General features: G+C 63.7%; 12 protein-coding genes. 7 read left to right on the top strand and 5 right to left on the bottom strand.

Annotation, left to right across the window (positions count from 1 at the left end; translation table 11 throughout):
• Positions 1-165: 165 nt before the first annotated feature.
• Positions 166-1,140: a WD40 repeat domain-containing protein gene (locus tag NKJ32_RS03630; RefSeq protein ID WP_352620706.1), complete on the top strand. Its 975-nt coding sequence runs from the start codon at positions 166-168 to the stop codon at positions 1,138-1,140.
• A gap of 8 nt (positions 1,141-1,148) precedes the next feature.
• Here the strand turns inward: NKJ32_RS03630 and NKJ32_RS03625 are convergent, their stop codons facing one another.
• Positions 1,149-1,604, bottom strand: coding sequence for a hypothetical protein (locus NKJ32_RS03625; RefSeq protein ID WP_352620704.1), 456 nt, complete (start codon positions 1,602-1,604; stop codon positions 1,149-1,151).
• A gap of 157 nt (positions 1,605-1,761) precedes the next feature.
• Here NKJ32_RS03625 and NKJ32_RS03620 point away from each other — a divergent pair, with 157 nt between their 5' ends.
• The 3 genes from NKJ32_RS03620 (at position 1,762) to NKJ32_RS03610 (ending at position 5,389) form a co-directional block, all read left to right on the top strand.
• Positions 1,762-3,144, top strand: coding sequence for an aspartate aminotransferase family protein (locus NKJ32_RS03620; protein ID WP_023676236.1), 1,383 nt, complete (start codon positions 1,762-1,764; stop codon positions 3,142-3,144).
• A 14-nt stretch (positions 3,145-3,158) separates the two neighbouring features.
• Positions 3,159-4,580: a glutamine synthetase family protein gene (locus NKJ32_RS03615; protein ID WP_031211659.1), complete on the top strand. Its 1,422-nt coding sequence runs from the start codon at positions 3,159-3,161 to the stop codon at positions 4,578-4,580.
• Positions 4,581-4,666: 86 nt separating this feature from the next.
• Positions 4,667-5,389 (top strand): UdgX family uracil-DNA binding protein, encoded by a 723-nt coding sequence (locus NKJ32_RS03610; RefSeq protein WP_280952098.1) that lies wholly within the window; start codon positions 4,667-4,669, stop codon positions 5,387-5,389.
• A 1-nt stretch (position 5,390) separates the two neighbouring features.
• On the opposite strand, the gene NKJ32_RS03605 is transcribed toward NKJ32_RS03610, so the two are convergent.
• From NKJ32_RS03605 to NKJ32_RS03590, 4 genes are all read right to left on the bottom strand, one after another.
• Positions 5,391-6,656, bottom strand: a complete 1,266-nt coding sequence (locus tag NKJ32_RS03605) for a glycerate kinase type-2 family protein (protein WP_352826800.1) — start codon at positions 6,654-6,656, stop codon at positions 5,391-5,393.
• Positions 6,657-6,831: 175 nt separating this feature from the next.
• Positions 6,832-7,338, bottom strand: a complete 507-nt coding sequence (locus NKJ32_RS03600) for a heme-degrading domain-containing protein (RefSeq protein WP_352697149.1) — start codon at positions 7,336-7,338, stop codon at positions 6,832-6,834.
• 75 nt (positions 7,339-7,413) lie between these two features.
• A complete protein-coding gene (guaD, locus tag NKJ32_RS03595) occupies positions 7,414-8,727 on the bottom strand; it encodes a guanine deaminase (protein ID WP_352826799.1) in 1,314 nt (437 codons plus the stop codon).
• Positions 8,724-9,941 (bottom strand): urate hydroxylase PuuD, encoded by a 1,218-nt coding sequence (locus NKJ32_RS03590; protein ID WP_352590954.1) that lies wholly within the window; start codon positions 9,939-9,941, stop codon positions 8,724-8,726. The genes guaD and NKJ32_RS03590 overlap by 4 nt, the downstream gene beginning before the upstream one ends.
• 140 nt (positions 9,942-10,081) lie before the next feature.
• Here NKJ32_RS03590 and NKJ32_RS03585 point away from each other — a divergent pair, with 140 nt between their 5' ends.
• The 3 genes from NKJ32_RS03585 (at position 10,082) to NKJ32_RS03575 (ending at position 13,341) form a co-directional block, all read left to right on the top strand.
• The gene (locus NKJ32_RS03585; protein ID WP_352590951.1) at positions 10,082-11,002 is read left to right on the top strand and encodes a LysR family transcriptional regulator; all 921 of its coding nucleotides are present in this window, start codon (positions 10,082-10,084) and stop codon (positions 11,000-11,002) included.
• 75 nt (positions 11,003-11,077) lie between these two features.
• Complete coding sequence (locus tag NKJ32_RS03580) at positions 11,078-12,091, top strand: LLM class flavin-dependent oxidoreductase (RefSeq protein WP_352697157.1); 1,014 nt, start codon at positions 11,078-11,080, stop codon at positions 12,089-12,091.
• Positions 12,088-13,341, top strand: coding sequence for an LLM class flavin-dependent oxidoreductase (locus NKJ32_RS03575; RefSeq protein ID WP_352826797.1), 1,254 nt, complete (start codon positions 12,088-12,090; stop codon positions 13,339-13,341). Before NKJ32_RS03580 ends, NKJ32_RS03575 begins: the two co-directional genes overlap by 4 nt.
• Positions 13,342-13,453 lie beyond the last annotated feature (112 nt).

The raw sequence follows: 13,453 nt of genomic DNA, 5'->3' as shown, positions 1-13,453 counted from the left end.
CAAGCCGTCGAAAACTGCTTTCCCGGCCTTCAAAAAAGCCCCATTAACTCACCAACCAGGATTTCGCTTCCCGTGCAAAGCCCTCACAAGGGGAGAAGGCGGAGCCTCGCCGACAGCTCGGCAGGGTTAGATGACAAGCAGAAATCTCGAACGGAATGATCTCTCATGCCGACAGTCGCCCCGCTCGATCTCGAAGGCCACTGCCTCGCCGCCGTGTTTCTCGGCGACGTGCCGCATTTTGCGCTGGCCGACGGCACAATCCATCGGCTCGACCACGGCCACAAGGCGGTGCAGGCCAATGACGGAATGCTCGCCGCCTTCCATGATGCGGCAAACGACCGACTGATCACCGGTGGTGAGGACGGCAGGATCTTTGCCGTGACCCCAGGCGGCAATACAACGGAATTGGCGACCGCAGGCAAAAAATGGATAACCAGCGTCGCCGCCGGGCCGCAAGGCGCTGTTGCCTATGCTTCGGGCAAGATTGCCTATGTGCGCTTTGCCGACGGCAAGACCAGGGAATTCTCGCATCCGCGCTCGGTCGAGGGGCTTGCCTTCTCGCCCAAGGGCATGCGCTTCGGCGTTGCCCGCTACAATGGCGCGACGCTGCACTTCCCGGCTGCCGACGGCAAGCCGGTCGAGCTCGAATGGGCCGGCGCCCACACCGGCATCGCTTTCTCGCCGGACGGAGGCTTCGTCGTCACCACAATGCAGGAAAACGCGCTGCATGGCTGGAAGCTCGCCGACGGCAAGCACATGCGCATGTCCGGCTACCCCGGCAAGGTGAAAAGCCTGTCGTGGAGCGCCAAGGGCAAATGGCTGGCGAGTTCCGGCGCGCCGGCGGCGATCGTCTGGCCGTTTTCCGGCAAAGACGGGCCGATGGGCAAGGCGCCGCTGGAACTCGGCGCGCGCGGCAGCTCCATGGTGACCACGGTCGCCTGCCACCCGAGCCAGGACGTCGTTGCTATCGGCTATGATGACGGGATGGTGATGGCGGTGCGCTTCGCCGACGCCAAGGAAGTGCTGTTGCGCCGGCCGGGCAAGGGCGCCGTCACTTCGATGATGTGGGACAAGGAAGAGCGCCGCGTCGCCTTTGGCAGCGCTGCGGGCGACTGCGGCGTCATCGATATTTCGGCGTAGCCTGTTACTTACTCGGCTCCGCAAGATACTTTGCCGGTCAATTCAGCCTGCTTGCCGTCCTTTTCGGCATCGGCCGTTACATCATAGATTGAGAGCAAATAGCGACCGTCATAGACGCCTTCCTCGCTGGCCTTGGTCAGGATCGCCAGTTCGACATAGCCGTAGGCGTTTTCGACCTGCCGTTCGTGGTAGACGAGCAGCCGCAATTCCTTGTTGTCGAGCCAATATTGCGTGAGGTTCTGATCCTCGAACAATGTCTCGCGCAGACTGTCGCCAGCCGGCCTGCCCAGAATCTCGAGCTCGCCGCTAAAATTGAAGGTCGGCCCGCCCATGCCTCTGGTGATCCCGGCACCGACCTGAAATTTGACGGCTGCATCCTCGGCGGAACACCAGATGCCGCCGGACGCCAGAGCCGCACCAACCGACGACAGCAGCGTTGCTGCGCAGACGATCGCCCGCACCATCTTATGCCCTCCAGCCGAAGTACCATTGGCGCCCGAAGGCGGCTCGCGGTCAAGCGCCTGTTTTCATTCAAATGACCGCTGACCCAACACAGGGCAGCCGCCCGGCCAATTGCGGTGGCGGATGCCGATTGTCTAAAGTGCGACTGAGAGGGCCGGCATGAACGTCATGAACCATTCAAAGACTTGCATCGGCGGCATCGGCCCGGCCCGGATCGTCGAGTTGCGCGCGACCGAGGCAGAAGTCTTCCGCCGGGCGCGGCCAAAATCGATGGCGAAAATCGGCAATGGCCTGCCCGGCTTCTTCGGCGGCGTGCCGATGCATTGGATGAACGACTGGCCGACGCCATTCCCGATCCTGGTCGACAGTGCCAAGGGCGCTGCGATCACCGACATCGACGGCAATCGGCTGGACGATTTCTGCCTTGGTGACACCGGCTCGATGTTCGGCCATTCGCCGCCGCCGGTCGCCCGCGCCATCCGCCGGCAGGCCGGACGAGGACTGACCTATATGCTACCTTCCGAAGACGCGCTGGCCATCGGACCGTTGCTGCAGCAGCGCTTCGGTTTGCTGTCGTGGCAGATCGCGACGACGGCGACCGATGCCAACCGCTTCGCGCTGCGGGTTGCCCGCGCCGTTACCGGCCGGGAGAAGATACTGGTCTTCAACGGCTGCTATCATGGCTCGGTCGACGAGACGATGGTGCGGCTGGTCGCCGGGAAAGCGGTGAATCGACCGGGACTGGCCGGCGAATTCCGCGACCTGACCCGGGCGACAGATGTCGTCGAGTTCAACGATTTGCCGGCGCTCGAGGCGGCACTCCGGGGCAACGATGTCGCCTGCGTCATCGCCGAGCCGGTGCTGACCAATTCCTGCATGGTGCTGCCCGAAGCCGGCTTTCATGATGGCTTGCGGCGTCTCACCCGTGCGACCGGCACGCTGCTTCTAATCGACGAGACGCATACAATTTCGACCGGTCCCGGCGGCTATACAAGCAAATACGGGCTGGAGCCGGACCTGTTCGTGCTGGGCAAGCCGATTGCCGGCGGCGTACCGGCGAGCGTCTGGGGCATGAGCGAAGACGTTGCGGCCCGCTATGCCGCTTATATCAGTCGGAAAGAGCCCGGCTACTCCGGCATGGGGACAACGCTGTCGGCCAATCCGCTGCAATTCGCAGCGATGCGCGCCACGCTCGAATACGTCATGACCGACGAGAACTACAGCCATATGGACCATCTGGCGCAGCGGCTCGACGCCGGGCTGACCGCCGTCATCGATCGCTATCGTCTGCCCTGGCATGTTGCTCGCGTCGGTGCCCGTGTCGAGTTCATCTGCGCGCCGGGCCCGCTGAGGAACGGCGGCGAAGCGGAAGCTGCGCACGTGCCGGAGCTCGAGGCGGCAATCCATGTCGCGCTGGTCAATCGCGGCGTGCTGATCGCACCCTTCCACAACATGATGCTGATCTCTCCTACGACCAGCGCCGCCCAGGTGAACCGGCTGATCACTGCCTTCGGCGCGGTTGCGGCAAAGCTTACGGCGTGAGACAAGCTTGCGGCATGAAACAAGCGCCCAAGCAAAGTTTGAACCTGGTCACGGCATCCCCTTCGGGCTCGACGCCCGCCGAGGCGCAGGCCTTTCTCGACGCTCATCCCGAGATCGAAGCGTTCGACATCGTGCTGACCGACGCCAATGGCGTCGGGCGCGGCAAGATCGTGCGCCGGCATGAGTTGATGAGCATCTACGAGGGGGGCCGGCACATGCCGATCTCGATCCTCGGCCTCGACATCACCGGCGAGGATGTTCACGAGACCGGGCTGATCTGGACGACGGGCGACGGCGACCTGCGGGCGTGGCCGATCCCCGGCACACTGGTGCCGCTGTTCGCCACCCAGCCGCCGCGCGGCCAGGTGCTGATGGCGATGTACCATCTCGATGGCCAGCCGATGTCGTCCGACCCGCGGCTGGCACTCGCCCGCCAGGTAGACATCCTCGCGGCCAAGGGCCTGCATCCGGCCGGCGCCTTCGAGCTCGAATTCTTCCTGCTCGCCAACGAGCGCGATGCCGAAGGCAAGGTGCAGCCGGCGCACGCGGTGCTTGACGGACGCCGCTCGGCCAAGACGGAGGTCTATTCCGTCGACCATCTACACGGCATGGAGCCGCTGTTTTCCGACATCTACGCCGCAGCCAAGGTGCAAGGCATCCCGGCCGAGACGGTCATCTCGGAATATGCGCCCGGCCAGTACGAGCTGACGCTCAACTACCGCAAGGATGTGATGCGGGCGGCCGACGATCTCGTGATGCTCAAGCGACTGGTGCGGGCGCAGGCGCGCCGTCATGGTGTCACCGCTTGCTTCATGGCCAAGCCGATCGAGAAATATGCCGGCTCGGGCATGCATTTTCATGTCTCGCTGCTGGATGATGCCGGCAAGAATGTCTTTGCCGAAACCGGCGGCGAAAGCTGGTCGCTGCCGCTGCTGCGCGGCCTCGGCGGACTGATCCAGACGATGGCGGAATCGATGCTGGTCTTCGCGCCGCATGCCAATTCATGGCGGCGCTTCGTCTCGCAATCCTATGCGCCGGTGGCGCCGACCTGGGGCGTCAACAACCGTTCGGTGGCACTGCGTGTGCCGGCCGGCGATGCCAAGAACCGCCGCATCGAGCACCGGCCATCGGGCGTCGACGCGAATCCTTACCTAGTGGCAGCAACGGTGCTGGCCGGTGTCGTCAAGGGCCTCGACGAAGGCCTCGATCCCGGTCCCGAAACCACCGGCAATGGCTACGAATCGGCCGTCACGCGCACGACGATGCCGGTGGACTGGCGTGCCGCGATCGAGGCGGCAAGGGCGTCGACCTTCCTCAAGGGCGCATTGGGCGAAGACCTGCACCGGACGTTCGTGGCGATCAAGCAGTCGGAATATCTGCGCGTGGCGCGCACGGTCAGCGAACTGGATTATCACCTCTATCTGCACGAGGTGTAGGGCATCACATCGTCGGCCATCCGCCGGTGAAGGCCCATGCGGAATAATTTCAACGGAACCTTCGGCGGGCTTTGCTCATTGCGTGTCTGATTGCAGGAGCGAGCAAGGCCGCCTTAGTTATGATCGCCAGGATGCAGACAACCCCGACGCCGCACCATGCCAAAGTGCAGGCAAGACGCTTGCCTGCAAGCAAGTCTCCGGAAACGACAGAAATCGACGCCAGGACGATTCCTGAACTGCGCGAAACGGCCAAGATCTGCCGCCGCTGTCCGCTATGGCACGACGCCACGCAGACCGTGTTCGGTGAGGGCCCTGATAAAGCTAAGGTGATCTTCGTCGGCGAACAGCCGGGCGACCAGGAGGACCTGGCGGGCAAGCCCTTCGTTGGTCCGGCGGGCAAGGTGTTCGACGCGATCCTGGACGATGCCGGCGTCGATCGGCTGAAAGTCTACGTCACCAACGCGGTCAAGCATTTCAAGTTCGAGCCGCGCGGCAAGCGGCGCATCCACTCCAAGCCGAACGCCGGCGAGGTGCAGGCTTGCCGCTGGTGGCTCGACAAGGAAATCGATCTGATCAAGCCCAATCTGGCGGTGGCGCTCGGCGCAACGGCGGCGCAGGCGCTGCTTGGCAAGGTGGTGCCGATCATGAAGATGCGCGGGGCCGTCGTGGAGCGCGACGATGGCTTGCGTGTCTTCGTCACCATCCACCCGTCCTTCATCCTGCGCATTCGCGAGCCGGCGGACAAGCAGGCAGAACGCGACCGGTTCCTGCAGGATATGAGAGCGGTGAAAAAGCTGATGGCCGCCTGAGCTATTTGATCAATATCGCCCGGAGATCGTTGACGTTTGTGCCGGTCGGACCGGGTACGAAAAGGTCATCTACGGCATTGAATGCCGTCCAGGCGTTGTTGCCGGCAAGCATGGCCTTGGCATCGACGCCCGCCTTATGCATCCGCGACACTGTCGAGCCGTCGGCGAAGGCGCCGGCATTGTCTTCCGAACCGTCAATGCCGTCGGTGTCGGCGGCCAGTGCGTGGACGCCCGCCATGCCGCTGATCCCAATGGCGAAGGCGAGCAGGAATTCCGAGTTGCGGCCGCCTTTGCCTTTCGCGCGCAAGGTCACGGTCGTCTCGCCGCCCGACAGGATCAGCACCGGTTTTGCGAATGGCCGGTTGCGCGTCGCCACTTCGCGCGCGATTGCGGCGTGGACGCTGCCGACCTCACGCGCCTCGCCCTCGATGGAATCGGAGAGAATGACCGCTTCGATACCTTGGTACCTGGCTTCGGCCGCAGCCGCTTCCAGCGATACGCCGGCCGAGGCGATCAGATGTACCTCGTTGCGGATAAAACGCGGGTCGTCCGGACGTGGCGCATCGGCGGCCGGCGAATTGATGTGCGCCATCACTGAAGCCGGTAGTTTCATGTCATAGGCGGCGATCGACGCTAATGCATCTTCGCGGCTGCCGGAATCGGGAACGGTCGGGCCGGAAGCGACCAGCGCCGGGTTATCGCCCGGAATGTCGGAGACCACCAGCGACACCACCTTGGCTGGATAGGCGGCGGCCGCCAGCCTGCCGCCCTTGATCGTGGAAACATGTTTGCGGATGGTGTTCATCGCGGCGATCGGCGCGCCGGAGGCGAGCAGCGCCTCGTTGACAGCGACCTCATCGGCCAGCGTCAGACCTTCGGCAGGTGACGGCAGCAGCGCCGAGCCGCCGCCCGAAATGAGCGCCACGACGAGGTCGTCCGCAGTCAGTCCCTGGACCTTTTCGAGCAGCCGTCGCGAGGCCTCCAGCCCCGCGGCATCCGGCACCGGATGCGCCGCCTCGATGATCTCGATGCGCCGGCAGGCCGCGCCATAGCCGTAGCGGGTGACGACCAAACCTTCGATCGGCCGGTCCCACACTTTCTCGAAAGCCGCCGCCATCTGCGCCGAGCCTTTTCCTGCACCGATGACGATCATCCGTCCCTTCGGCCTTGCGGGCAAATGATCCTTGATCGTCCTCTGGGGATCGGCGGCGGCAACGGCGGCGTTGAAGATCGAAATGAGAAAGGACTTGGGATCGAGCGCGGTCATACTGAGCTACCACGGACGCTGTGCGAGCTTCTGCGGCGTTTGCGCTGCCCCTCACCCTTACCCTCTCCCCGTATAGAGACGGGGAGAGGGGATCGCCAGCGTTGGAGCGTTTCCCTTCTCCCCGTCACTACGCGGGGAGAAGGTGCCGGCAGGCGGATGAGGGGCAGCGCCAACGTCACGATGTTGCCTCCGGCGGCAGGACCAACTCCTGGCTATCGACGCCCAAGTAGCTACACAGCGTATCGACGACCACTCCGTGGTCCTCGCGCTCCGGTAGACCGGAGACGGCGATCACGCCGATGACGCCAGCGCCCTTGACAGTGATGGGAAAGCCGCCACCGGCCAGCACATAGTCGGCAACGTCCAGCCCCTCGCCGGGCTTGAAGCTGCGGTCGGGGCGCTGCTGCTCCAGCACAATGCGGTAGGTGCTTTTCAGGAACCGCCGCACGACGTTGATCTTGCGCCGCGCCCAGTCCGGATTGGAGGCGTTCGAGCCGGGCATTGCCGCATAGAACAACGGCCGGTCGAAAGTTCTGATATCGACGATGATCGGCAGGTTTTCCTTGAGAGCCCGGTCGCGGATCGCCGAGCCGATCTCGAAAGCGACGGCTTCATCGAAGGCCGAAAAGACAAGCGTGGCTTCCTGTTTCTTGATCAGAGCGATGTCGTCCGCAACGGCCATGTCGTTCCCCTTGTCGATCTCGCCTGTTGCTTTGGCGGATGGCTGCCGCCCGGTCAAGCCGGCCGCATACGACGGCTAAACCGCTATATCCGCCTTGGCCGCCCGGCCGGCGACATAGACCTCGCGCACGGCGCGGTCGTCGCCGAGCGTCTGCAGCAGAAACAATTCCTCGGCGAGCGTGTCCGCCGTCTCCACCCGCAGCCGCATCGCCGGCGTGGCGCAGGCGTCGAGCACGATGATATCGGCGTCGCTGCCTTCCTCCAGGGTGCCGATCTTTTCCGCAAGCGACAGCGCCTCGGCATTGCCGCGGGTCAGCTGCCAGAAGGACTGGAACGGATTGAGCTTCTCGCCGTTCAGCGCGATCACCTTGTAGCCCTCGTCCATGGTGCGCAGCATCGAATAGTTGGTGCCACCGCCGACATCGGTGGCGGCGGCGATGCGAAGCGGCTTCTCGCGGCGGCTATAGCGCTGATAATCGAACAGGCCCGAGCCGAGAAACAGGTTGGAGGTCGGGCAGAACACCGCCACCGAGCCGCTATCCGAAAGCGCATCCGCCTCGCGTTCCGACAGGTGGATGCAATGGCCGAACAGGCTTCTGCGCCCGAGCAGCCCATAGTGTTCGTAGACGTCGGTGTAGTCCCGCGTCTGCGGGTACAATTGCTGCGTGAAGGCGATCTCGGCGTGGTTTTCCGACAGATGCGTCTGCATGTGCAGATCAGGATATTCGCGGCAGAGCGCGCCCGCCATCTCCAATTGCTCGGGCGACGAGGTGATGGCGAAGCGCGGCGTGATGGCATAGTGCTGGCGCCCCTTGCCGTGCCACTCATCGATCAACGCCTTGCTGTCGTCATAGCCCGATTGCGGCGTGTCGAGCACGCCGTCCGGCGCGTTGCGGTCCATCATCACCTTGCCGGCGATGTTGAGCATGTTGCGGTCGTGCGACTCGGCAAAGAACGCCTCGGCAGATTCCTTGTGTACCGAGCAATAGGCCGCGACTGTCGTGGTGCCATGCCGCAATACTTCATCCAGGAACAGCCTGGCGATACGGCGGCCATGCTGGGCGTTCTGGAATTTTGTCTCTTCCGGAAAAGTGTAGGTGTTCAGCCAGTCGAGCAGCTCGGCGCCGAAGGAAGCGATGACCTGCATCTGCGGAAAATGCGCGTGCGCATCGATGAATCCGGGCAGCAGCAGATGCGGCCTGTGGTCGATTTTTTTTGTTCCCTCGCCCGCCTTTTTCTCGACCTCGGCATAGGCGCCCGCGGCAACGATCCTGCCGTCGCGCATCAGCAGGCCGCCATCTTGCTCGTAATGCCAGGCGGAATGGTCGTCGATGGTTTCTGGCCAGCGCAAAAACGACAGCGTACGGCCGCGCAGGAGCGTGCCGGTCATTTCCTTGCGCCTTCGAACCATGCCACCAGCAGTGCCCGTTCCTCGTCGGTGATCTGGGTGACGTTGGCGGGCGGCATGGCGTGGCTGCGGCCAGCCTGCAGGTAAATCTCGCCGGCGTGCTCGGCGATGCCGGCATCGGTATCGAGCATCACGCCCTTAGGCGCGTGGTAAATGCCCGCGTAGGACGGCTCCGCCGCGTGGCACATCGAACAGCGGCCAAGCACCGTATCGCGCACGGCGGGAAAATGCGCCGAGGCGACGTAGACCTGTGCAGCCGACGAGGCCTTCACCTCGCCGGTCAGCAGCTTCGGTGCCGTCGACAGCCAGATGATGACGACGAACAGGACGGCGGCCGCCAGCCAGGTCCAGGTCGGATTGCCTTTGCGCGCATGCCTGGTGTTGAAATAGTGCCGGATCAGCACGCCGATGATGAACACCAGCGAGGCGATGACCCAGTTGAACTCTGTCCCGAACGCCAGCGGATAATGGTTCGACAGCATCAGGAACAAAACCGGCAGCGTCAGGTAGTTGTTGTGCAGCGAGCGCTGCTTGGCGATCTTGCCGTATTTCGGATCGGGCTTACGGCCGGCGATCAGGTCGGCGACGACGATCTTCTGGTTGGGGATGATGACCATGAAAACGTTGGCCGACATGATCGTCGCGGTGATGGCGCCGAGATGCAGGAAGGCGGCGCGGCCGGTGAACAGGTGGGTCAGTCCCCAGGCCATGAATACCAGCACGCCGTAGAGCACCAGCATCAGGCCGGTGTCGCTGTTGCCGAGCGGCGAACGGCACAAGAGATCGTAGACCACCCAGCCGACGCCGATCGTCGCCAGCGACAGCAAGATGCCTGTAGGCACCGACATGGCAAGCACATTCGGATCGATCAGGAACAGGTCCGCACCGGCATAGTAGACGACGCACAGCATGGCGAAGCCCGACAGCCAGGTGGCGTAGGATTCCCACTTGAACCAGGTCAGATGCTCGGGCATCTCAGCCGGCGCCACCAGATATTTCTGCACATGGTAGAAGCCGCCGCCATGCACCTGCCATTCCTCGCCGAAGGCTCCGGCAGGCATGCCCGGACGCTGGCGCAGCCCGAGATCGAGCGCGACGAAATAAAACGACGATCCAATCCAGGCGATACCGGTGACGACGTGCAGCCAGCGCACGGCGAAACTCAGCCAATCCCAGAATATCGCGAAATCCATCATGAAAAAATCGTCCCTGCCGATCCACTGACTTTACGGACTGGAGCGCAAACGGAAAGAGCCGAGCTGCACGATGACTTTCAAAAAAATTTGGAAAATACTAGGCTCGTTACACGCTGCCACATGAGAGCCACGAAAGCCGCATGGCCTATCTCGACAACATCGCCGTTTTCGTCCGCGTCGTCGAGCTCGGGAATTTATCGGCGGCTGGGCGCGACATGCGCATTTCGCCGGCAGTCGCTTCCAATCGCATCAAGGAGCTCGAGAAGCATCTCGGTGTCAGGCTGTTCAACCGCACGACGCGGCAGTTGATGCCGACCGAGCACGGCACGGTGTTCTACTCCGGCGCCAAGCAGGTGCTGGAGGCGGTCACCGAGGCCGAAGCTGCGGTCAGCGCGTTATCCGGGCAGCCGCGCGGCACCATAAAGGTGACAGCGCCGCTCGGCCTCGGGCGGCGGCTGGTGGCATCCGGCATCCCGGATTTCCACGACAGATACCCCGATATCGAGGTGCGGCTCCGGTTATCCGACCACAATGTGGATATCATGAAGGAAGGCATCGACGTTGCCTTCCGGCTGGGCATCATCGAGGATTCCAGCCTCAGGATGCGCGGCATCATGGAATGCGAGCGCGTTCTGGTGGCGGCTCCGCAATATCTGGAAGCGCGCGGCGAGCCCACCGAGCCGCAGGAGTTGATCGGCAAGAAGCACGATTGCCTGATGCTGCGCTATTCCGGCGCGCGCGAATATGTCTGGACGCTGCAGACGCCGAACGGACCGCAAAAGTTCGAGGTGCACGGCCCCTACGATACCGATGATGGCGACGTGCTGACCGGCTGGGCGCTGTCCGGCCGCGGCATCATCAACAAGCCGCGCTTCGAGGTCGAGCCGTTTATCCGCGACCAGCGGCTGAAGGTGATCCTGAGCAACACGCCGCCGACGCCGGTGCAGTTCGCCGCCGTCTACCCTCATAAGAAGCTGCAGGATCCGAAGGTGCGGCTGCTGCTCGATTTCATGGCCGAGCGCTGCCAGCGGCTGATCAGGGATATTCTGGCCGGCAAATGATCGCCGGCTGGCCGGTTGCTTTCCGTCCAGCCGGCGAGATAATTCTCAAGGAATCTCGCTCAACAGGGAAAAGCGATGGCCAACGGCGCCACAATGTGTCTCGCCGTTTCACTGTCTCCGGAAGCCGCCCCTTCCCATCCGCCCGACGCCGGCTCGGACTTCAGTCTGCTGACGCGGTTCGTGCAAGAAGCCGAAGCGGCCGGTCTGGATATGGTGTTGCTCGCCGATTCCGCGCCGGTTGCAGGCGGGCCGAACCGGCAAATGCGCTTCGAAGCAACGACCTTGGTGGCGGCGCTGGCGACGGTGACAAGCAGGATCGGCCTTGCCGCCGCGGCGTCGACGGTCGCCCACCAGCCCTACAACCTCGCACGCCGTTTCGCCTCGCTCGATATTATCAGCCATGGCCGCGCCGGCTGGAACGCGAGCATGTTTCCCGATCCGCGCGAGGCGGCCAATTTCAGCCGACCGGAAGGGTTTTCCGGCGACGATTTCCGCCTGCGCGTCGAGGAATTCATCGGCATCGTGCAAGGCTTGTGGAAAGGCTGGGACGCAGACGCGCTGCTGTTCGACAAAAGTGGCGGCCGCTTCTTCGATCCTGAAAAGATGCATTTGCTCGACCACAAGGGCGAATATTTTTCCGTGCGCGGGCCGCTCAACGTGGCGCGGTCGCCGCAGGACACGCCGGTGCTGGTCATGTCCGGCCTGTCCGAGCCCGACACGGATATCGCCGCCCGCACCGCCGATGTCGTCCTGCTGGATGAGGCATCGATCGAGCCGGCGAAGGCTGGCGATCTGAAGCGCCGTGCGCTTGCCTTCGGGCGCAGTCCGGAGGCGCTGAAAGTGCTGATGAACGTTACCGTCAGCGCCGAAATAACCGCCGCGCCGGACCTGTTTGCGGACGGGCTCGAAGAGTGCTTTCGCTCGAAAGCCTGCGACGGTTTCAACATCGCCATGCCGTTCACATCGGCGCTCGACGATTTCGTCGGTCTCGTGCTGCCGGAGCTTCGCCGCCGCGGCCTTGTCCGGTCCGGCTACAGCGCGGCGACACTGCGCGCCCATCTCGGGCTTGCAGGGGAGGATCGGCAATGAGCGCCGGTCGAGGCCAGATGAAGCTCGGCGCCTTCCTGTGGGCGACAGGCCACCACATCGCCGCCTGGCGCCATCCGCAAGCGCATGTCACGGCCGGCATCGACATCGATCATTACATCCAGCTGGCGCGGACGGCGGAAGCAGCCAAATTCGACATGATCTTCTGCGAGGACGCCGCCGGCGTGCGCGAGGCCAATGGCAACATCGCCAGCCAAACGTCGCGCTCGATCGGCTTCGAGCCGATAAGCCTGCTTGCCGCGCTCGCCGTCCAGACGGAGCGCATCGGCCTCGTCTCCACGGCGTCGACGAGCTATAACGAGCCTTACGGACTGGCGCGGACCTTCCTGTCGCTCGACCATCTGAGCGGTGGCCGAGCCGGCTGGAACCTCGTCACTTCGGCGAGCCAGATCGAGGCCGCCAATTTCGGCTCGACCGGACTGCGCCCACATGCGGACCGCTACGAACGCGCGCGCGAATTCGCTGCCGTGGTTACCGGCCTTTGGCGAGGCCAGGGTGGACACGAAGGCAGAAGTTTTTCGGTGCGCGACCCGCTCGATCTGCCGCGCTCGCCACAAGGTGCGCCGGTCATGGTTCAGGCAGGAGCGTCGGACGAGGGCCGCGATCTCGCCGCCCGGACCGCCGATGTGGTGTTCACTGCGGCGCAAACATTCGAGGAGGCAAAGGCCTTCTACGACGACCTCAAGGGACGGCTGGCGCCCCATGGGCGCGAGCCGGAGGACGTCAAGATCATGCCCGGCGTCGCGCCGGTCGTCGCGGCAAGCGAAGCGGAAGCCCGGGCAAAACATGATGAACTGCAGGAGCTGATACCGGACGATGTCGGCGTCGCGCTGCTTTCCAGCTATCTCAGCATATCCGATCTCGCGCGCTATCCCATCGACGGACCGCTGCCCGAGCTGCCGGCCAGCGAAGGCATGCAGAGCCGGCAGGCGCTCGTCATCGAGCAATCCCGCCGCGACAAGCTGTCCATCCGCCAGCTTGCCCGTCATTTCGCCGGCGCGCGCGGTCATTGGCGCGTCGTCGGAACTCCGGCCCAGATCGCCGACCAGCTCGAGGCACGCTTCGAGGGCGGCGCGGCAGACGGTTTCAACGTCATGCCATCCTATTTTCCCGGCGAACTCGAAGCCTTTGCCACGCTTGTCGTGCCGGAGCTGCAGCGGCGCGGGCTTTTCCGGAAGGATTATGAAGGTAGCACGCTGCGCGACCATCTGGGCTTGAAAACGCCGGCGTAAAACGACGAGCGGAACGAAAGTCGGAGATCGCCGTTTTGGGATGCTGTGCCGCGGCGATGAGGGCGTCTGCGCGCATATTCGATTGACCATCCCAAACTTCGCCCTCTTTTCA

The organism is Mesorhizobium sp. M0159, assembly GCF_040322295.1.
In the GTDB taxonomy this organism is placed as follows: Bacteria; Pseudomonadota; Alphaproteobacteria; order Rhizobiales; family Rhizobiaceae; genus Mesorhizobium.
The sequence above is the reverse complement of the archived record's forward strand: the minus strand, read 5'-3'. Positions and strand labels throughout refer to the sequence as shown.